Here is a 19,389-nt window from a genome sequence, read left to right on the forward strand (position 1 = left end):
CTGCTGCTGGGCTTGCCGCAACTGCCAGTCCTGCTGCTGGTCGCTCTGACGCTGCACCTGCTGCTGATAGCGCTTGCGATCCTGCTGTGCCGCCTGCTGCTGGTGCCGTTGCCGCTCGTTCTGCTGAACCTGCTGCTGGCGTTGACGATCCGCCTGCTCCGACTGGCGACGCTGCATATCCTGCTGCTGCGTCCGCTGCACCTCCTGGCGCTGGATCTGCGGCTGGCGCGCGCCATCGCGTTGCTGATATTCGCGCTGCCGTTCGGCCTGCTGCGGCTGAGGACGCTGGCGTTCTTGCGGCTGCGCCTGCCGATTTTGCCAGTCGCGTTGCTGGGGCGCGCGCTGCATGTCTGCCTCCGGCTGGCGCGGCGGCTGCTGGCGCTGCTGTTCCGGGCGCTGCTGCTGACGCTGCTGGATGTGCTGCTCCGGCCGCTCGCCACCCCTGCCATATTCACGGCCGTCTTCCCTTCCGCCACCCCGGCCATCCCAGGACTGCGCACCGGCGGGCGCCGCAAGGCCAAGGCAAAGCACTGTGGCAAGAGAAAGTCTGATCGAACGTGCGAATTTCTGCGCCATGAGGCGCCTCCCTTCAGCAAAAAGGCCGGATTCGGCCCTGCAGAGGGAGTTTTTCACCGCGAAGCTGAACGCTGCGTGAACCGTTTGTTAATCTATGCGGCAAAGCGCCGGTTGCGTTTCCGGCGCAATAGCCGCACATCCGGGGCACGATCCGCGCATGAGAAGGAAGCAAAATGCCTGCCGACAGCACGACCAAATCCGCCTTTGAAAGCTTCCTCAAGGCCGCTTGCGACAGGCTTGGCTATAGCGAAACGATCGCTTCGCTGCTTTCCCTGGCCGCGATGGAGATCAAGGTCGAAATTCCCGTCATTCGCGATAATGGCGAGCTTGCGATTTTCACCGGCTACCGGGTTCAGCATCAAAGCGCGCGCGGGCCTTGCAAGGGGGGTCTTCGCTACCATCCGCATGTCGATCTCGACGAGGTGCGCGGCCTCGCCTCGCTGATGACGATGAAAACGGCACTGGTCAACATTCCGCTGGGCGGCGGCAAGGGCGGCATTACCTGCGACCCTCGAAACCTGTCGGCACGCGAACTGGAGACCCTGACCCGAAAATTCGTGAAGCGCATCCACCGCGAGATTGGGCCGAACAGCGATATCATGGCGCCCGATGTGGGCACGAATGCCCGCGTGATGGGCTGGATTCACAGCGAATATTCGGCGATCTACGGACATTCGCCCGCTGCCGTGACCGGCAAGCCGATTGCCCTTGGCGGGTCGGCCGGGCGCGAGACGGCAACCGGCGACGGCATCGCCATTGTCACGCGGGAATATGCAAAAAGCCGCAATATCAGCCTTGATGGCGCCACGGCCGTCATTCAGGGTTTCGGCAATGTGGGCATCAATACCGCGCTGGCCTATCGCAAGCTCGGCATCAAGGTAATCGCTATCTCGGACTCGCGCAGCGCCGTCTATTGCGAAGAGGGGGTCGATATCGATGCGCTGGTTAAACGCAAGCGAGAGCGCGGCTCGCTCGCCGATGCCGAGGGCCACAAGACGATCGGCGCGGAGGATTTGCTCGAAACAGAGTGCGATTTTCTGGTGCCCGCCGCTCTCGGCAATGCGGTCACCGAGCAGAATGCAGGCAGGATTTCGGCGCGCGCCGTCATTGAAGGGGCCAATGGTCCGCTCACTCGCGAGGCAGACCAGATACTCGGCGAGCGCAGTATCGATGTCGTCCCCGATATTCTGGCGAATGCCGGGGGTGTGATCGTCAGCTATTTCGAATGGGTCCAGAACCTGCAGCGCGAGGTCTGGCCGGAGGAGCGGATCGAAAAGGAACTTGCCCGGATTCTGGGCAATGCGGCATCTGCCGTGTTCGAGCATGCCGGGCAAAGCAAGATCGACTATCGTTCGGCTGCCTTCGACATTGCAGTCGCGCGCGTCAAGGAGGCGCTCGACGCGACCGGCTTCTGAGCTGCCATCGAAGTGCCATAAGGTTCACGTAAGGTCGGCATGTTAGGCTCGGACGCGAATCGCCGCTCCGTTGCCCAGGATGCATGTCCGACATGTCCGAGACCCCGTTTCTGCAAGCCCTGATACTCGGCATCGTCGAAGGCGTGACGGAGTTTCTGCCCATCTCCTCGACCGGCCATCTGGTGATTGCCGGCGACATGCTCGGCTTCGATGCGATTCCGGGTGAGGTCTTCGAAACATCCATCCAGATCGGTGCAATCCTCGCCATCTGTACCCTCTATCGGGAGCGGCTGCGCGCTGTCACTTTCGGTCTTTTCAGCGGCGACGCCGATGCACGCCGCTTCGCCACCGCGATCATCCTTGCGACGATGCCGATGATCCTGCTCGGCGCCGTGTTCTACGATTTCATTGTCAATGTCCTGTTCTCGCCGCTCGTCGTCGCCGCAGCCTTCATTGTGGGCGGTGCGGCCATCATCATCATCGAACGTCTGCAGATCGAGGAACGAGTGACCGAGGTCGAAGAATTGACGCCTGCTACGGCGCTCAAGATCGGCACATTCCAGTGCCTTGCCCTCATTCCCGGCATGTCGCGCGCAGGCGCAACGATCATCGGGGCGCTGATTGCCGGCGTGGAGCGCAAGGCAGCGGCCGAATTTTCATTCTTCCTCGCCATACCCGTCATTGTCGGCGCCACTGTTTTCGATGTGTGGGGAAACCGGAATGCCATCGAAAGCGGCCATCTGCCCGTTCTCGCGATTGGCTTTGTCGCGGCATTTCTCTCCGCGCTCGTAGTCGTCAAATGGTTCGTCGGCTTCGTCAGCCGGCACGGCTTTGCGGTTTTCGGCTGGTACAGGATCGCCTTTGGCGGCTTGCTGCTCGCCTACTATCTGACGCGAGCCTGAGGCGGCGTTTTGGTATCCAAAACGTAAATCTCGCTTAACCAAGCATTATACGTTTGCACCTAGTCTCTCTGCTCTACGCCCAAGGGTTGGCATGGGGCATCCGGGACTCATGAAAGATAGAAACAGTCAGACGTTTGCAGGAGAATTTCCCAGCGGGAATCCCGGCAATCCGATGCCAGACCATCGGGCATCGAGCGAAATGCTGCCGCCAGACTCGGCGGCCGACTACAGCATGGATCGCCTCAGCTTGTGCTTCAAAAATCCGGCGCTTGAGCATCGCTACAATGTCGAGAATTATGAGCGGCAGATCGGCCTGACGCGCCTCTCCATGGCGCTCGGCGCTGTCATTTTCGCGCTTTACGCCGTGGTCGACCCGTTCATCATACCCGAAGTGAAATACGAGGCCTGGGCAATCCGCATTGGCATCGCCTGCCCGCTTCTCTTTGCGATTGTCGCGCTCACCTATCTGCCCGGTTTCAACTACCGGCATCAGGGGCTGCTCTCTTTCGCGATGGTCATTCCGGGACTCGCCGTGGTGGGCATGATCGCGGTCGCGGACGCGCCCGGCAATTATCTCTACTATGCCGGTATCCTGATCATTCTCAGCTATGCCAACTGCCTTTGGCGGCTTCGCTACTTCTACGCGATCCTGTCTACAGGGCTGACCTGTCTTGCCTATGAGTATGTCATCCTGTTCGTGAACCCGATTCCGACGAACATGCTGATCAACAACAATGTGTTCCTGCTGTTCGGCGTGGGCGTCAGCGTGTTCGTCAACTATGTGCAGGAATACAAGCTGCGCGTGAGCTTCGTCGACAATGAGAAGTTGCGCGCAGAGCAGCGGCGTTCGGAACGCCTGCTTGGCCGCTCGGAAGCTGCAAACCGCGCGAAGAACGATTTTCTCGCCATCATGAGCCACGAGCTTCGGACACCGCTCAACGCCATTATCGGCTTTTCCGAAATCATCTCGAACCAGATGTTCGGTCCGGTCGGCCAGAACAAATATGTCGACTATGCGAGCGACATCAGGGCGAGCGGCGCGCATCTCCTCAGCATCATCAACGACATTCTCGACATCTCGAAGGCGGAAGCAGGCAAGCTGCAGCTGGAAGAAGAGCCTATCGACCCGGTCGAGGCGCTCAACCGGACGATGCGCATGTTCCGCCAGCGCGCATCGGAACTGGGCGTGGATCTTACCTTCCGCGTCCGCGACGATATTCCCTGGCTGATCGCCGATCCGCGGCTTTTCAATCAGGTCGCGATCAACCTGACCTCCAATGCGCTCAAGTTCACGCCCGAGAATGGCAATGTCTGGGTCGAACTCGGCTTCAACAGCTCAGGCGACCTCGTACTGAGCGTCAAGGATACGGGCATCGGCATCAAGTCGAGCGACATGCAGCGCATTTTCGAGCCCTTCGTACAGGTCGAGGATGCCATGTCGCGCACCCATCAGGGCACCGGCCTCGGCTTGCCGCTCGTGCGCAAGATCATGAATCTGCATGGCGGCACGATCGAGCTCGAAAGCACGGTCGGCGAAGGCACGACGGCCTATGCAACCTTCCCCAAGAGCCGCTTTGTCGCGCCGGAAGCAACCGAGTTCACTTGGAAGGCCGGCTAGGCCCCGCCATCAGTCCGGCTTGTCGGCCACCATCAGATAGATGCACTTCGTCGAGTCGACCTCTATGGTGACATTCCGCACGTCAAGCCCTTCGAGCAGGTCGAGCATATCCTGCTCGGTGCGGTAGATCAGGCTCCAGTCCGTCACGAATTCGAGCGGCCATTCGCAGCTCTCGCGGCCCTTCTTAACATTGGCGAGGATGAGCTTGCCGCCCGGCTTCACCTGTTCATAGAGATCGCGTGTCAGGGCCTTCGCACGACGGGCCGAGAGATAGTCGTAAAGTCCGAGACTGTAGATGACATCCTGAGGCGGCAGTGCGCGGAAAAGTGCGCCCGCCTTCAGGAGCTGCGCGAAGGACGCCTGCAGGCACTGCACCTTGGCGCGGCCAGCATGACGGACCACCTCAGGGTAAGCATGCTCATAGGCATGGGTGAGTGCGCGGTGATCCTGGTCGATCAGCGTGAAATTCACCGGCCGCGGCAGCTTGCCGATCTTCAGATAGTCGTAGACTTCATACGCCGAGCCGCAACCGAGATTGGCGATATTGAGCGGCTCGTCGCCGGGCGTCTCAGCGATGCGGTCCGCGATGATCTTCTGCGTCATGCGAAGGCGCGTTCCGACGCAAGCGCCCGTTTCGATGCCTATGCGATGCAGCAGTTTCTCATAAGGCGTATTGCCGACGCGCTGCCACTCATAGACATAGTTCATGATCTGAAAGTCGCCAGGATAGCCCAGCGGCTTCTCATAGCACCGCTTCATAACGGCGCCGGGCATGAAATCAGGCGTCAGCACGCGCTCCGCATAGCGCTTGTGGCGGGCCAGCATCGCCGGATCGGTCCAGACAGGCGTCAGAATATCATTGCCGCGATACCAGAGCTCCTGCCATTGCGGGACCATTCGTTCCTCGCAGGCGATGAGCGCCTCAAGCAGCAGCTTTTCGCGCTCGGGGCCGGTCGCCTTCAGACGCGCCTCATAGGTTTCGAGCAGATCCTTGTAGGAGCGGAACAGATTGACGATTTCCGTGCAGAGCTGAAGGAACTCCGGCAGCAGGCCCTCCGACATGCCGAAATTCGGGTCCGCCAGCGCCTGGCTCAGAACCAGATTGTCGTGCTCGCTGACGATGGCGGGAATGTCGAGATAGCCGGAGGTGAATTCGAGGCCGACAAGCGTGCGCACCCCATGCGGCTCCACACGGCGCACACGGCCCGAACCGCCGAAAAGCGCCGTTTCGCCGACGCGAAACTCGAAAGGAATCTCGGCTCCCACCCGGCCATCCCAGCGGTCGGCATTGGAGCTCTGGACAGCAAGGCCTGTCATGCTGAGGTTTTTCAGCGATGCTTGCTCATTGTCTATGAAAACTGCAGGAATCGCCTCGCTGAATAGCTGCTCCGGCCGGAAACGCTCCGCCCGGTAGAACATTCGCCTGCCTTCCGCCCCTGTCAGCTGCTCATACGTCCTGATCACTGGCCCCAACCCCTTTACTAACTCAACCCGATACACCCGCACCGCAAGATAATGAAATGCGTAGTGCAGCGCATCACAAACCTTAACAAATGATTAACCGGATCTTTTAAGCCTCTATAAAACCACGAATTTATGATGCCGAGGCCCTGCCCCTGCGGGCCCGGCTATTCTCCAAAATCCGCATGACAGGCGGCAACATAAGCCAGTCGATGAAAAGGTTGGCGAGAATCACAAGTGCCGTCATGGCGCCGAGCGTCCGGTTCACCTCGAAGCCGGAGAACATCAGGATGCCGAAACCGACCGTCAGCGACACGGTTATGACGAGCATGGCGACGCCTACGGTGGAAAAGACGTGGTTGATCGCCTCGTCCGGTGGAAGACCGCGTTTTCTCGCCTGCTGATACATGAGCAGGAAATAGATCGTGTCGTCGACGATGAGGCCGATCGTCATGGCCGTGACGACAGAGGCCGCAAGCCCGATTTCCTGAAAGAGAAGCCCCCATAGACCGAATCCGACCAGCGACGGCAGCAGATTGAGAAAAATGCTGAGGGCGCCATAGACGGCGCTGCGCAAGGCGAAACCGACGATAAAGGCGATCACCACGAGGGAAACCGCCGTTGCGAGCATCATGGAACGGATATTGGAGCCAGACAGGTTTGCGAAGAGCGCATTGATGCCCGTTGCCCGCGCCTGCATTTCCGGCGGCGCATTGGCGGCGAGCCAAGCCGCCGCATTCGCGTTGAACTCACGAATGTTAGACGAGGTCATGTGCCGCAGGATCACCGTGACGCGGCTCGAACTGCGCGCGACGTCTATCCGGTCGTTGAGCGAGGCACCGAAGGGCAGCGAAAGCTCGTAGAGCAGGAAATATTGCGCGATGGTTTCCCTGTCCACCGGCAAGCCGCTTGCCGCTGCGGCGCCTGCATTCATGGCGTCGTGAACGCGTTCCGTTATGTCGGAAATGGCCGCAACGCTGACGACGCCCGGCTGTGTGCGTAGCCACGCCTCGAATTCGGCAAGTTTCGCCTGATAGGCGGGATCGAAAACGCCGCCGCTCTCGCCCGAACCAATGTCGAATTCGACGATGTTCAGGCCGGTCAGATGGTCTTCGGCATAATCCGATGCCTGACGGAACTCGAAATGCTCGCCGAAATAGCGCGCGAAATCGTCGTCGAGCCGGATATTGCCGAGCCATATCGCGCAAGCAATCACGATGGTGCTGCACAGGAAAAAGAGTTGGCGATAGTATCGATTGACGAACCGCCCGAGGCTCACCATGAAGGCTTGGGAGCGTTGCACCGTCGGCTTCAGCTTCATCAACGACAACACGGCCGGCAGCCAGGTGAAAGTGAAGATGAAAGCAATGACGATGCCGAGCGCGACTATATTGCCCTGCTGACGAAGCGGCGGTGCATCGGCGAGGTTCATCGACAGGAAGCCGATGATCGTGGTGGCGCTTGTCAGCGTGATCGGCCAGAGGTTCACCGAAATCGCCTCCGCAATCGCCTCGCGCTGCGAGATTCCCCGCCCAAGAGCATGCAGGGCCGTCGTCACGAGCCGGACCGCCGCCGCCATGTTCACCGTCATGATGACGACGGGTGAAGAAACGGTCGATGTATTGAGGTCGTAGCCATACCAGCCGACAATGCCCATTGCAGCTGCGCTCGACAGGCCGAGCAACGACAAAATGGCAAGGCTGGGCAGCAGGGCGCGCACGAAAATCAGCATGACGAGCCCCGTCACCGCGAGGCTGATCGGGATCAGATACATCACGTCGATCATGGCGGCTTCCGAGAAGGCCGCCATCAGCATCACATTGCCGGTAAGCCTTACCTCGATGCCCGGATGATCGGCCTCGAAAGCCGCGGCAAGTGCGCGCACGGCAGCAACGATCTCCCGCACCTCGGCGGAGGCCTCGGCAGGCAGGTTGAAGTTGACAATGACGCCGGCCGTCTCCGCGTTACCCGACAAGAGGCGGTTGCGGATGAGCATGTCGTCCAGCGCAATCCGCTCGATCTCGCGCGCCTGTGCCGCATCGAGAGGTACGTCCCCCGGAACGAGATCCGCCACGGAAAAACTGTCGGCATCGGACATGACATGGGGAAAGTTGGTCAGTCCGTCGACCCGGCTCGAATGCGGCAAGGTCCAGGCGCGAGAAACGAGATCGGCAAGTGCCGCCAGCGTCTCCGGCTCGGTCATCTTGCGGCCAGGCGCCGACACGACCATCAGGACGCTGTTGTCCTGACCGTATTTCGCCTCGAAGTTGCGAAGCGCCGCAAAATCCGCGCCTTCAGGGTTGAAATAGACGCGTGTGTCATATGACAGGGAGAACTGAAATATGCCCGCTGCGGCAGCCAGAAAAATCGCTGCGCAGACAAGAATCGTCGTTCGCGGAAATCGCAAGAACGGATTTCGGATCGTTTCCATGAAACAGCGCGGCCCCCACCCCCGATTCACTCTGCGCGCGCGTAAGGTGGGCCATTCCGGGACAAAAGAAAAGTGGCCAGTTTACCCAAAGTTAACAATCCGGAGCGTCCCGGAAACCATGATTTAACGCACCTTATGGCATTAAGGATGATGGCCATCGTTCTTTCAGGCGGTGGCCGATTGTTCGAACGGCGCCCGGATGCGACCGGCAAGCCGTGAACGGATTCACGGGACCATGAGCAACACGACGCAAGTCAATCTGGCGACTGTCGGCAGCGATGAGCTGAAGGCGATGCCGATTGCCGTCTTCAACTCATGTCTCGACCAGATGTCGAATGAAGCGATTGCTCGCTTCAAGCGCATGCGCAAGCTGAGCGAAGCGCAAAAGGCTGCCGTTGAACGCGCATTGAGCGAACCGGAGGACAAAAGGAAGCCCGGCAAGGCCGGAAGTGCCGCCGCTCAGTCCGCCGGCATGAAGGCCGCTGCAGGTGCAAAGAGCGAAAGCGCCGACGAAAACACAGTAAAAGGCCCCCAGCAAGCATCACTCTGGAAAGATCTGCTGCTTCGTCTCATCGCCTGGTGGGACGGCGTCGACACGGATGCGCTGGCGCGCGCGCGCGGTATCAAACGCTGGAAGCGCAAGGCAAAGCCGGCGAAAGCCGCAAACGAAGCCAAGACAGAGACCGCAGCCGAGCCCGAGGCTCCCCCGCTCACGCGTATCGATCTGCTGCAGAAACTATGGGGTGATGGATTTAGCCTGCCGGGCGGCGCAGATTTCGCCCTGCGCCTTGCTGCCGCCGCGAAAATCTCGAAGGGATCAAAGTATCTCGATCTTGCGCCCGGCCTTGGCGGCGGCATGCGGGCCGTTGCGCAGGCGACCGGCGCCAGGATGATCGGGATTGAAAGCGATCGCGAACTTGCGCAGGCGGCGGCCGCACTTTCGCAAGCCGCCGGCCTCGGCGACATCGCCGCCATACGTCCTGCGAATTTCGAGGGACTCGGCTCGGAGGATTTCGCCTCGGACGGCGGCTATGCGGCAGTCTTCATGCGTGAAGCCTTTTTTGCCGTTGAAGGCCGCGAGCAGATGCTTGCGGAAATTCACGGGGCCTTGCAAGAGGATGGATCGCTGATCCTCACCGACTTCGTCGTCGACAGCGACCCTGATCGCCCCATATCGCAAGCTGTCGCGCATTGGCGTGCAGCGGAGCCCGATGGCGCCGATCCGTGGACGGAAGCCGAATATCGCGATGTGCTTGAGGCGCAACATTACAATGTCGAAAGGTTCGACAACATCACGTCCAAATACCTTCCTCTCGTCAAGGAAGGTCTCCGTCGATTTCACGATTGCCTGCAAAACGCCAAACTTCCGCCTGAAACGGTTCCGATATTGAAGCGCGAGGGCAATCTCTGGCTTGCGCGCAGTCAGGCTCTTGAGTCCGGACATTTGTCCATCGTTCTCGTTCATGCGCGCCGCGTTTCGCCTTCGGCGGACGATATGGCCGAGGAGGCAGTTGCGGAAGACGATGACATCTCAATGGAGCAAGGCCGTGAAGAATGAACGGCCTGTGGAGTTCGCCATGACGAACTACAATTCCCGACCGGCCGAAAGCTACAGGCGCGTGGAACCGATTTTCGACGCTTCGGGAACCCTGAAGCGGCATGCGCTGAGCAAGAACGAAGCCGAACGGATGCCCCTATCGCGCGACAAGACTGGCTGCGGCGAGTAAGTCGCGCCGCTCTAGCCTATTTCAAGGCTGTCGCTGTCTTTCTCTTCCATCGCGGCCTCGGTGCGCTGCTTGTGATAGCGATAGCGCATGATGGCGACCGGGATCGACGCGAGATAGATCGCTGCAAGGCCGGTAAAGGCTAGCCAGGGATAGCTCAGGATAATCGCCGCGCTCATACCCACCAGTAGAAGAATAGGCAGAACCATGTCCCTGCGGATGCGCAATCCCATGCGCTTGCCGGAGAAAGTCGGGATCTGGCTCACCATGAGGAAGGCAATCGCCATCGCATGAAGCGCGATCAGCACCGGCACATCCTGCATCCAGGAAACGCCCGCGAAGGAAAGATAAAGAGGCAGCATAACGAGCCCCGCTGCGGCGGGTGCCGGCACACCGACGAAGTAGTTGCCGGTCCAGGCCGGCTTGTCCGGGTCTTCCAGCGCAACATTGAAACGAGCGAGACGAAGCGCTGTGCAGACCGAAAAGCCAAGAACCGCAATCCAGCCGATGCCACCTATGTCGCCGAGCGACCAGAGATAGAGAACGACGACCGGAGCGACGCCGAAATTCACGAAATCGGTCAGAGAATCGAGTTCGGCCCCAAAGCGCGTCGAGCCATGCAGCAGACGCGCGATGCGTCCGTCCAGCGCATCGAAAATCGAGGCGATGATGATGGCGACGACAGCGGCCTCGAAGCGGCCTTCGATAGCGAAACGGATGGCAGTGAGACCGGCGCACAACGCCAGAACCGTGATTGCGTTCGGAATGATCGTTCTGACCGGCAGTTGCGCGAAATGCCGTGCGCGGCGCGCCCTCGTGCTTTCGCCAACCCGGAAGCCGGGGCCAGGACGGGGTTCGAAGGGTGGTGTCGGTCCGGCCATATTCGTCAGCCTTTCACACGCCTCTAGACATGATGCGGTTCGGCGAGCGCCTGATCCGCGAGAACCGTCTCGCCGCCGATTGCCGTCTGCCCGACGGCCACGAGCGGCACCGCGCCTTTCGGCAGGTAGACATCTAGGCGGCTGCCGAAGCGGATTATGCCGAAGCGCTCACCAGCGGCCAGATCATGGCCTTCCGCCACGTCGCAGACAATACGCCTTGCGACGAGGCCGGCAATCTGCACCACGACGACCTGCTCGCCATCAGCGCGCTCGATCACCAGCGAATTGCGCTCGTTGGCGTCGCTCGCCTTGTCGAGATCGGCATTGAGGAAAAGGCCGGGCCTGTAGGCTACGCGCCTCACCCTGCCGGCAACCGGCGCCCGGTTCACATGGCAATTGAAGACATTCATGAAGATGGTGATGCGGGTGCGCGTCATGTCGCCGAGACCAAGTTCCTCGGGCGGCGAAGCCTCGGTTATGAGGTTCACCACGCCGTCGGCCGGGCTGATGACGAGGCCCTCGCGCGTCGGCGTGACGCGGTCCGGGTCGCGAAAGAAATAGAGGCACCAGAGCGTCAGGATGACGCCGATCCAGCCCAGCGGATTCCAGATCATGAAAAGCACGACGGTCACCGCCGCGAAGATGATGACCCAGCGATGTCCTTCGCGGTGGATGGGCGTGAGTATCGATGTCAGGCTGCTCATGGGATGCTTCTGGTCTCTTGTGGCCCCGGATACGGCGGAGTGTAGCCTGCGAGGCGCTTCGGGTTAAGCAAATCCGGGGTCGATTTCGGCTTCAGCCCGCGAAAGGGCACCGGGCGGCGATGAATCGCTGGCCTCCTCCCCGGCGCGCTCGCGTGCGGCGTCGGATTCGCGCTGGCGGTTCCACATGGACGCATAGGCGCCGCCAAGGGCAAGCAGCGCCTCATGCCTGCCCCGCTCCACCACCCGGCCGTGATCCAGCACCACGATCTCGTCGGCATCGACAACTGTCGATAGCCGGTGGGCAATGATAAGCGTCGTCCGGTTTTCGGAGATTTGCCTCAGCGCAGTCTGGATCTCGCGTTCCGTATGCGTGTCGAGCGCCGATGTCGCCTCGTCGAGCAGCAGGATCGGCGGGTTCTTCAGGATGGTCCGGGCGATGGCGACACGCTGCTTTTCGCCGCCGGAGAGCTTGAGGCCACGTTCGCCGACGCGCGTTTCATAGCCATTGGGCAGGCTGTCGATGAAAGGGCCGATCTGGGCGAGACGCGCCGCTTCCTCGACTTCCGCATCGCTCGCGTCCGGGCGGCCATAGCGAATGTTGTAACGGATCGTGTCGTTGAAGAGCACGGTATCCTGCGGGACCATGCCGATGGCGGCGCGAAGTGAAGCCTGCCGGACGTCGCGCAGATCCTGACCATCGATCCGCACGGCACCGCCCGATATGTCGTAAAAGCGGAAGATGATGCGCGCGATGGTGGATTTCCCGGCACCGGAAGGACCGACAATCGCAAGGGTGCGGCCCGCCGGCACATGGAAGGAAACCCCGTCGAGAATGCGGCGGTCGGAATCGTAGAAGAAACTTACATTGTCGAACTCAATTGCGCCGCCTTCGATGTGCAGCGCCGGCGCGCCCGGCTTGTCGCGGATCTCGGCGGGCACCTGCATAAGGCTGAACATGGTCTCCATGTCGATCAGCGCCTGCCGGATTTCGCGATAGACGGTGCCGAGCAGATTGAGCGGCTGATAGAGCTGGATCAGATAGGCGTTGACCATGACGAAGGCGCCGACGGTGAGCACACCATCGGCAATGCCCTGCGCCGCCATAAGCATGAGCGCGGTGAGGCCGATGCTGAAGATCAGCGTCTGGCCGGTGTTGAGGAGCGAAAGCGACGTTGTCGTCTTGATCGCGGCGCGTTCATAGCCCTCCATCGAACGGTCGAAGCGGCGCGCTTCGTGCTCCTCATTGCCGAAATATTTGACCGTCTCGTAGTTCAGCAGGCTGTCCACGGCCTTGGTGTTCGCTTCCGTGTCGAGATCGTTCATCTCGCGGCGGATGCGCGTGCGCCATTCGGTCACGGCAAAGGTGAAGGCCATGTAGAAAATCACCGTTCCGGCTGTAACCAGCGAATAGCGAATGTCGAAGGCATAGGCGAGGATGATGCAGACCAGCACTAGCTCGATGATGGTCGGCACGATATTGAAGAGCGAGAAGCGCAGCAGGAAGTCGATGCCCTTTGTGCCGCGCTCGATGACGCGCGATAGCCCGCCTGTACGCCGCTCCTGATGGAAGCGGAGCGACAGGGCGTGGAGGTGGCGGAAGGTTTCGACCGCGAGCTGGCGAACCGCATTCTGCCCGACTCTGGCGAAAACCGCATCGCGCAATTGCGCCAGCGCCACCATCATGATGCGGGCGACGCCATAGGCAACGATCAGCATGACCGGCACGATGAGGGCGGCTGCGGCCACCGTGTCGGGCGTCAGGCGATCCACCGCCTCCTTGTAGAGAAAGGGCACATAGACGGTGATCGCCTTCGCGCCGAGAAGCGCCACCATCGCGAAGACGACGCGTGCCTTGAGGTCCGCCCTGCCCTGCGGCCAGAGCCGTGGCAGCATCGCGATCAGCGTCTGCCAGTGCTGCTCGCGCGCGGCCGGAGCGCCGCCTGTGACCAGGTCCGGGCCTTGCCGTGTCGCCATGTTCAGGTGCCTTGGCATGAAGCCACGTTCTCCGCCGGGCCCGCCTTTGCGGCCGCTCACAAGGGAACGCCCCGTCCGGTACAACGGACGGGGCGTGATAGACACCATACATAAGACTTTTTAGGCCGGGGACAATGTCCCTTTCGAAAGGGCCGTCAGCGGGCCGGCGTTTCGAAGACCTGGCCCGGATAGATCAGGTTCGGGTCGCGAATCTGGTCCCTGTTGGCCTCGTAGATGATCGTGTAGCTGAAGCCGGAGCCATAGAGGCGCCGGGCGATATTCCAGAGGTTGTTGCCCGGCTGGATGACCACCTTGCCATCCCGGAGCGCGGCCAGCACGGCCTGCGGCTCGCCCCGCTCAAAGGGCAGTTCGATGCGGCCGGCCACCCGGCCATCCTCGTCCACTTGATCGACGCGGAGCGTATATTGGCCGGGGGCGATGTCGGCAGAGGGGCTCATCTCCCAGCGCCCTTCGACATCGGCCCTCGTCTCGCCCACGAGCGCCCCGTCCACATAGATGCGGATGGCGGCATTCGGGTCGGCGCGGCCGGAAATGATGACATTGCCCTTTTCGTCGTAGTCGATGGTTTCAAGGACGAGGCCACCCGCATCGGCGGGCACACCGGGACCCTGCAGCACCTTGCTCGCCTTGCCCGGCTCGCTGCGGACGACCAGCGTCTGGCCCTGCCCACCTTCCGGCACCGAGACGGCAACGGTCTGGCGGCTGTCCTTCGTGCTGCCATCGGGGTTCCGCGCGGTGAGTGTGAGTTCGATCGTTCCGGGCGCGAGCTGCTGCTCGAGAACGGCAACCCATTCGCCGCGCTGATCGGCCGTCGCCTCGGCGACCACTTCGCCATTCGCCTTGAGCTGGACCCGGGCGCCGGGAAGGGCGCGGCCGGCGGCGATGGTCGAGCCGTCGCGCTCAACGCGGACAATATCGAAGGTGGGGATCGATGGGTCTTCGGCAACTTCCTCGGCCGTTTCCGGCGCTGCAGACTCTTCCACCGCGACGTCCGAGGGCACAGGCTCGCTCTCGCCGCGCAGGAAAAACCAGTAGCCAGCAAAAAGCAGAACCAGCGCGACGACGAATGCGCCAATGATTGCGCCCAGTTTCATTTGCCTGTTTCCTTCCCCATACCCTCTGTGCCGGAACGATACGATCTGGCACGTTCAACCCAATCTACCGCGTAGCTTGCAATTACGGCACCAATGTGAAACCTCGCAAGCAGCAACGCCTGAATCAGCCCGGAAACCCTACCTCCATGAAGCTTACAAGTCTTTGCGTCTATTGCGGTTCCAGCACCGGAAACGAGCCCTCGATGATGGCCGAGGCCGACCGTTTCGGCCATATGATGGCGAAGGAGGGTGTCGGTCTGGTTTACGGCGGCGGCGGCGTCGGCCTGATGGGCGCGGTGGCGCGGGCGGTGCTGGCAGGCGGCGGCCAGGTGACCGGCGTCATTCCCCGGTTCCTGACCGAGATAGAGGTCCAGTTCGACGAGGTGAGCGAGCTCATCGTCACGGACAGCATGCATGCCCGCAAGCAGCTGATGTTCGAGCGGGCACAGGCCTTTGTGGCCCTGCCGGGCGGCATCGGCACGGTGGAGGAAACTATCGAGATGCTGACCTGGGCACAGCTCGGGCGGCACAGCCAGCCCATCATTATCGCCAATCTCAACGGTTTCTGGGATCCGATGATCGAACTTCTCGATCACATCATCAAGGCGGGCTTCGCCCGCTCCAATATCCGCAGCATCTATTCGGTGGTGGACAAGGTGGAGGACATCCTGCCCCGCATCGAAGCCTCGCTCTGACGCCTAGCCGCGCTTCGCGAGCGCGGCGAGACGGCGCAGCTCGCGCTCGCGCACCCATGTGTCGTAACTGAAAAGCGCGAGCGCAATCCAGATCAGGCTGAAGGTGACGAGCTGGCCCATGCCGAAGGGCTCGTTATAGAGAAAGACCGCGATCAGGAACGACGTCGTCGGCACCAGATATTGCATCAGGCCGAGCGTCGTCAGCCGGATGCGCTGCGCGCCATAGGTGAAGAGAATGAGCGGCACTGCCGTCATCGGTCCTGTCAGGATCAGCAGAATATCCGTGTAGAGACCGGCATTGCCGAATGTCGCCCCGCCATGCGCCGACATCCAGAAAAGCCAAGCGATGCCGAATGGTGCGAGAATGACGACCTCGACGAACAGGCCTTCGAGCGCCTCGGCGCGGACGATCTTCTTCAGATAGCCGTAAGCCGCGAAACTCAGCGCGAGGAAGAGCGACACGACGGGAACGAAGCCGAGTGCGAAGGTGAAATAGAGCACCGCCGCAGCGGCAAGGCCGATGGCAAGCCTCTGCGCACTGGACAGACGCTCGCCAAGCAGAAGCACGCCCGCCAGCACACTCATCAGCGGATTGATGAAATAGCCGAGGCTCGTCTCGAGGATGCGGTCCGAATTGACGGCCCAGATGAAGACGAGCCAGTTCGACCCGATGATGAGGGATGTCACCGACAGGATCAGCATGGCGCGGCGGTTGCGCAACACGGCGATCAGCTGTGCATAGCGCCTGAAAAGGGCGATGGAGAGCGCGACGAGCAGCAGACTCCACAGCGCGCGATGGGCGAGTATTTCCATCGGCACGACATGGCCAAGCTGGCGGTAATAGATGACGGAGAGACCCCAGAGCAGATAGCCGCCGCCCGCCGCCGCCGCGCCGAGGGCGGCTTGGCTTTTAGAATGCGCAGGAAAATGGTCGGGCATTTCCATATCTCGCGCTTGAACCGGCCGCCCCAATTTCCCGTCCCGATCTGTCGCGCAGCTAATTGTATGCCTTTGCGCGAGATACTCCTTGGGGAATAGGGTGTTCAATCAAAAGGAAAATCAATTGCCGATATAAAGATCCGCATGCAAATCTTCAAACTTGGCCTGTCCCGTTGCCCTGTCCATTCCGAAGGGAACACGATCCGGCGCACCAATATCGGAAATCCGGAAAATATAAGTTATTCGAACCTGATCTTCCGTCTCATTTCTCAATGAAGTGTGCCAGGTAAGACTGTCTACAGCATACATTTCAAACAGACCGCCAGCGCTGTCATTGTAGCGAGAGGGATCGAAGTTGGGATAGTGCTCGGTGGCGACCTCGTAATGGCCATGCTCGCCGGCAAAGGTCATCGCGATCCCGTGGCGGTGTGTACCTGAATAAACTCGAATACCACCGGCACGCCCTCCAGAATTATCCGTCAGATTGAGCCAGAACGTGAGTTGGCGAGAGCTCTGCAGCAGATAGGGATAATCCTGATGGATCGGCAGATTGTATCGGTAATTCTCCACACCTGGCGGGAAGACATGCAACGTCTCGCCATTAAAGGGCGACACAAGCAGCGGTTGATGCGTGTTGGAGGCAAAGAATTGATCTGCGATTTTTTCAATTTCAGGTGCATAGAAAAGCTTGCGCCCGGACATAAGCTTCATTGGCCTAGTGCCGATATCGTAGATTTTCCCGAGCACCTTGCGGTCGGTGCGCGCTAGAGAGAGGAGCACACTTTGAAAATATGGTTCGATCTCGAATACGGACCCATCCGCAAGCGCCTCACGAAGAGATCCCAAAGCTGGCGGAGTCGTAACCGCTCCATCATCTGCGAGAATTAAAGTGTAGGCGCACAGGTCCCGATACAGAACCTCAATCTGAAGCTTCAGCGCACCTGCCACTTCCACCTTTTCCCATCCATCACGATCGAGCGTCGGCTGCATGATTAGTAGCATTCCTTCACGAGATATCCGCCCGGGTTGTCACTGAACGGGAACTTACGAATGACGGGTGCAATACCTCGTTCAGCAAAGAATTCACTCACCGCGGTCGCTTCGCCGGGGAAAATGTCAAAACCATATTCGTCGAGAAGTAACACACCGCCGATGACCAGCCGATCCCAGAAGTGCCGGAGCGCCACGAGAGTGGGCTCGTAAAGGTCCGCATCTAGGTGCAGAATCTTGATAACGGTACCGGGGTTCTTTTCCGCATACTCTGGAACCGTTTTCAGGATATCCCCTTCGATCAGGCGAATGCGCGGCTTCTGAGGTGCGAATCGATCGTGATCAAAGACGTTGATTAGAACGTCGAGCTCTTCACGATAGGCCTCCGAAGACCATCCCCCCTCCTGCTTGTCGTGGCGGGCGAGCCTTACACCGTCCTTCTCATGAAAACTCGGGAATCCCTTGAAATTGTCAAACCCGATCACATCGAAACTTCGATCATATGTGGAGAATATCTCAGTAAACTGAGAAAATCGAATGAGAGAGTCGCCGCGGAACACACCCAACTCCACGATGTGGCCTGGCAAATCCTCCACCATGCGAAAGATTTCATAATGGGCGATCAGCTTCGCTATCCCCCTGCGGCTTGCAAAACGTAGAATGCCGCCATGGGAGAATGCCTCCTTGTTTCCTGATGCGCAGTGCCCCGACAGTAATCGAAACAGGGTTTCCTCTACATAAGCATTGTCAGGGCAAATGGCAGGCTTTGGTAGCTCGCTCATGGCGTTCCTCTTGGCGTCGCGGGGCAATTCTATTGATCATTTAAGAGTAGACGCGAAAGAGCCGCAATGGAACAGCGATTCGCAGCCATGACGCTGAAGCCACGGAGTCAAGTTTCGGGCGCGTTTTCCGAATGGCCTCCTGTGCCTTGGCCTTTCTCCCTAGTCGAGTTGTCCACCGCAGGCACGCGCCATCCCGCTTCGTTCTTATAACACGGCGAAACAGCACTTTCCGGCACCAAATGAAAAGGGCGCGTTTCCGGTTTAGTGAGACCGGCCTCGCTCAGGCGGGGGTTGACCCAGTACAATTCACGCCTATCTTGGCACCAGCGAAACCCGACAGGATGTGTGCGACATGGATTTTCTCCGCAATGCAATGAGCCCTTGCCTTGCCCCTGTGGAGAAGAATGTCCATGTGCCCCTCCATTTCGCTTTCCGGTCTTTCATGGTCCACGCCTGACGGCAGGACGCTTTTTTCCGATCTCGACCTTCGGTTCGGCCAGGTCCGCACAGGCCTTGTGGGCCGGAACGGAACGGGCAAGACAACGCTGCTGAAACTCATCAGCGGCGAGCTTGTGCCTGTGCGCGGCACGATTCATGTGGACGCACGACTTTCGATATTGCGGCAGAGCGTGCAGCCTGCTTCGGACGAGACGATCGCTACGCTATTCGGCGCAGACGACGCGCTGGCCCTGCTCCGCCGCGCGGAAACAGGCAGGGCAACACCCGGCGAGCTTTCCGAGGCCGACTGGACACTGGAAGCACGAATTGCGGAGAGTCTTGCCGGTCTGGGCCTTGAGGCCTCGCCGGAGACACCGCTTGCCGCGTTATCGGGTGGACAGCGCACACGCGCCATGCTGGCGGCACTCACCTTCACCGAACCCGACTTCCTGTTGCTCGACGAGCCGACCAACAATCTCGACGCGGAGGGCCGCGAAGCGGTGAAGCATTTACTGGCACGCTGGAAAAGGGGCGCGATCATCGTCTCGCATGACAGGGCGCTGCTTGAGGAAATGGACGAAATCGTCGAACTCACCTCGCTTGGCGCTGCGCGCTATGGCGGCAACTGGAGCCACTACCGCGCGCAGAAGGTAATCGAACTTCAGGCAGCGGAGCACGACCTTGTGATTGCCCAACGAAAACTGAAGGACACCGCACGCAAGTCTCAAGAGATCCGCGAGAAGC

Annotated in this window: 16 protein-coding genes and 1 pseudogene; 7 read left to right on the forward strand and 10 right to left on the reverse strand. The window is 60.3% G+C overall.

The annotated features are described in order from the left end of the window. Nucleotides 1-576, reverse strand: a 576-nt coding sequence (locus tag ACK4FH_RS14535; RefSeq protein WP_409815042.1) for a hypothetical protein, incomplete at its 3' end; no start/stop codon positions are given. 173 nt (nucleotides 577-749) lie between these two features. On the opposite strand from ACK4FH_RS14535, the gene ACK4FH_RS14540 reads away from it, so the two are divergent. The 3 genes from ACK4FH_RS14540 (at nucleotide 750) to ACK4FH_RS14550 (ending at nucleotide 4,511) form a co-directional block, all read left to right on the forward strand. After that, nucleotides 750-1,991, forward strand: a complete 1,242-nt coding sequence (locus ACK4FH_RS14540) for a Glu/Leu/Phe/Val family dehydrogenase (protein ID WP_409815044.1) — start codon at nucleotides 750-752, stop codon at nucleotides 1,989-1,991. A gap of 92 nt (nucleotides 1,992-2,083) precedes the next feature. Beyond that, entirely contained in the window at nucleotides 2,084-2,893 is an 810-nt protein-coding gene (locus ACK4FH_RS14545) for an undecaprenyl-diphosphate phosphatase (RefSeq protein WP_409815046.1), read from the forward strand. 172 nt (nucleotides 2,894-3,065) lie between these two features. Further along, entirely contained in the window at nucleotides 3,066-4,511 is a 1,446-nt protein-coding gene (locus ACK4FH_RS14550; protein WP_409815049.1) for a sensor histidine kinase, read from the forward strand. A 9-nt stretch (nucleotides 4,512-4,520) separates the two neighbouring features. Here the strand turns inward: ACK4FH_RS14550 and ACK4FH_RS14555 are convergent, their stop codons facing one another. Together ACK4FH_RS14555 and ACK4FH_RS14560 are read right to left on the reverse strand one after the other, a co-directional pair. Then, complete coding sequence (locus ACK4FH_RS14555) at nucleotides 4,521-5,828, reverse strand: hypothetical protein (RefSeq protein ID WP_409815051.1); 1,308 nt, start codon at nucleotides 5,826-5,828, stop codon at nucleotides 4,521-4,523. 277 nt (nucleotides 5,829-6,105) lie between these two features. Then, nucleotides 6,106-8,379: an efflux RND transporter permease subunit gene (locus ACK4FH_RS14560; protein WP_409815054.1), complete on the reverse strand. Its 2,274-nt coding sequence runs from the start codon at nucleotides 8,377-8,379 to the stop codon at nucleotides 6,106-6,108. Between the two features lie 259 nt (nucleotides 8,380-8,638). Between ACK4FH_RS14560 and ACK4FH_RS14565 the strand changes: the two genes are divergently transcribed. Together ACK4FH_RS14565 and ACK4FH_RS14570 are read left to right on the forward strand one after the other, a co-directional pair. Continuing rightward, nucleotides 8,639-9,961 (forward strand): SAM-dependent methyltransferase, encoded by a 1,323-nt coding sequence (locus ACK4FH_RS14565; RefSeq protein ID WP_409815056.1) that lies wholly within the window; start codon nucleotides 8,639-8,641, stop codon nucleotides 9,959-9,961. A 19-nt stretch (nucleotides 9,962-9,980) separates the two neighbouring features. Further along, nucleotides 9,981-10,130, forward strand: a complete 150-nt coding sequence (locus ACK4FH_RS14570; RefSeq protein ID WP_409815059.1) for a hypothetical protein — start codon at nucleotides 9,981-9,983, stop codon at nucleotides 10,128-10,130. 11 nt (nucleotides 10,131-10,141) lie between these two features. Here ACK4FH_RS14570 and pssA read toward each other — a convergent pair whose 3' ends face one another. The 4 genes and pseudogenes from pssA to ACK4FH_RS14590 form a co-directional block, all read right to left on the reverse strand. Then, nucleotides 10,142-11,008, reverse strand: a complete 867-nt coding sequence (gene pssA, locus ACK4FH_RS14575) for a CDP-diacylglycerol--serine O-phosphatidyltransferase (RefSeq protein ID WP_409815060.1) — start codon at nucleotides 11,006-11,008, stop codon at nucleotides 10,142-10,144. Nucleotides 11,009-11,031: 23 nt separating this feature from the next. After that, nucleotides 11,032-11,721: pseudogene (locus tag ACK4FH_RS14580) on the reverse strand (phosphatidylserine decarboxylase); the annotation flags it as partial. Nucleotides 11,722-11,775: 54 nt separating this feature from the next. Continuing rightward, nucleotides 11,776-13,704: an ABCB family ABC transporter ATP-binding protein/permease gene (locus tag ACK4FH_RS14585; protein ID WP_409815062.1), complete on the reverse strand. Its 1,929-nt coding sequence runs from the start codon at nucleotides 13,702-13,704 to the stop codon at nucleotides 11,776-11,778. Nucleotides 13,705-13,841: 137 nt separating this feature from the next. Continuing rightward, nucleotides 13,842-14,801, reverse strand: a complete 960-nt coding sequence (locus tag ACK4FH_RS14590) for an Ig-like domain-containing protein (RefSeq protein ID WP_409815064.1) — start codon at nucleotides 14,799-14,801, stop codon at nucleotides 13,842-13,844. Nucleotides 14,802-14,947: 146 nt separating this feature from the next. Here ACK4FH_RS14590 and ACK4FH_RS14595 point away from each other — a divergent pair, with 146 nt between their 5' ends. Beyond that, nucleotides 14,948-15,496 carry a TIGR00730 family Rossman fold protein gene (locus ACK4FH_RS14595; RefSeq protein WP_409815067.1) on the forward strand — a complete coding sequence of 183 codons (549 nt, stop codon included), beginning with the start codon at nucleotides 14,948-14,950 and terminating at the stop codon, nucleotides 15,494-15,496. A 3-nt stretch (nucleotides 15,497-15,499) separates the two neighbouring features. Here the strand turns inward: ACK4FH_RS14595 and rarD are convergent, their stop codons facing one another. The 3 genes from rarD to ACK4FH_RS14610 all read right to left on the reverse strand — a co-directional run bounded on the left by rarD (nucleotide 15,500) and on the right by ACK4FH_RS14610 (nucleotide 18,207). Continuing rightward, the gene (gene rarD / locus ACK4FH_RS14600; RefSeq protein ID WP_409815070.1) at nucleotides 15,500-16,435 is read right to left on the reverse strand and encodes an EamA family transporter RarD; all 936 of its coding nucleotides are present in this window, start codon (nucleotides 16,433-16,435) and stop codon (nucleotides 15,500-15,502) included. A 120-nt stretch (nucleotides 16,436-16,555) separates the two neighbouring features. Continuing rightward, on the reverse strand, nucleotides 16,556-17,425 hold the full coding sequence (locus ACK4FH_RS14605; protein ID WP_409815073.1) for a hypothetical protein: 870 nt from the start codon (nucleotides 17,423-17,425) through the stop codon (nucleotides 16,556-16,558). A gap of 2 nt (nucleotides 17,426-17,427) precedes the next feature. Then, entirely contained in the window at nucleotides 17,428-18,207 is a 780-nt protein-coding gene (locus ACK4FH_RS14610) for a TylF/MycF/NovP-related O-methyltransferase (protein ID WP_409815076.1), read from the reverse strand. A gap of 410 nt (nucleotides 18,208-18,617) precedes the next feature. Here ACK4FH_RS14610 and ACK4FH_RS14615 point away from each other — a divergent pair. After that, the coding region (locus ACK4FH_RS14615) for an ATP-binding cassette domain-containing protein (RefSeq protein WP_409815336.1) at nucleotides 18,618-19,389 on the forward strand (772 nt) is incomplete at its 3' end.

It is taken from the genome of Parvibaculum sp. (assembly GCF_046297875.1).
Lineage (GTDB): Bacteria > Pseudomonadota > Alphaproteobacteria > Parvibaculales > Parvibaculaceae > Parvibaculum.

What these genes read in the sequence shown, in the direction of transcription:
- ACK4FH_RS14540 (WP_409815044.1), top strand. Translation starts at nt 750, where the DNA reads ATGCCTGCCGACAGCACGACCAAATCCGCCTTTGAAAGCTTCCTCAAG.
- ACK4FH_RS14605 (WP_409815073.1), bottom strand. Translation starts at nt 17,425, where the DNA reads ATGCAGCCGACGCTCGATCGTGATGGATGGGAAAAGGTGGAAGTGGCA.
- rarD (WP_409815070.1), bottom strand. Translation starts at nt 16,435, where the DNA reads ATGCCCGACCATTTTCCTGCGCATTCTAAAAGCCAAGCCGCCCTCGGC.
- ACK4FH_RS14550 (WP_409815049.1), top strand. Translation starts at nt 3,066, where the DNA reads ATGCCAGACCATCGGGCATCGAGCGAAATGCTGCCGCCAGACTCGGCG.
- ACK4FH_RS14570 (WP_409815059.1), top strand. Translation starts at nt 9,981, where the DNA reads ATGACGAACTACAATTCCCGACCGGCCGAAAGCTACAGGCGCGTGGAA.
- ACK4FH_RS14595 (WP_409815067.1), top strand. Translation starts at nt 14,948, where the DNA reads ATGAAGCTTACAAGTCTTTGCGTCTATTGCGGTTCCAGCACCGGAAAC.
- pssA (WP_409815060.1), bottom strand. Translation starts at nt 11,008, where the DNA reads ATGGCCGGACCGACACCACCCTTCGAACCCCGTCCTGGCCCCGGCTTC.
- ACK4FH_RS14555 (WP_409815051.1), bottom strand. Translation starts at nt 5,828, where the DNA reads ATGACAGGCCTTGCTGTCCAGAGCTCCAATGCCGACCGCTGGGATGGC.
- ACK4FH_RS14565 (WP_409815056.1), top strand. Translation starts at nt 8,639, where the DNA reads ATGAGCAACACGACGCAAGTCAATCTGGCGACTGTCGGCAGCGATGAG.
- ACK4FH_RS14610 (WP_409815076.1), bottom strand. Translation starts at nt 18,207, where the DNA reads ATGAGCGAGCTACCAAAGCCTGCCATTTGCCCTGACAATGCTTATGTA.
- ACK4FH_RS14590 (WP_409815064.1), bottom strand. Translation starts at nt 14,801, where the DNA reads ATGAAACTGGGCGCAATCATTGGCGCATTCGTCGTCGCGCTGGTTCTG.
- ACK4FH_RS14585 (WP_409815062.1), bottom strand. Translation starts at nt 13,704, where the DNA reads ATGCCAAGGCACCTGAACATGGCGACACGGCAAGGCCCGGACCTGGTC.
- ACK4FH_RS14545 (WP_409815046.1), top strand. Translation starts at nt 2,084, where the DNA reads ATGTCCGAGACCCCGTTTCTGCAAGCCCTGATACTCGGCATCGTCGAA.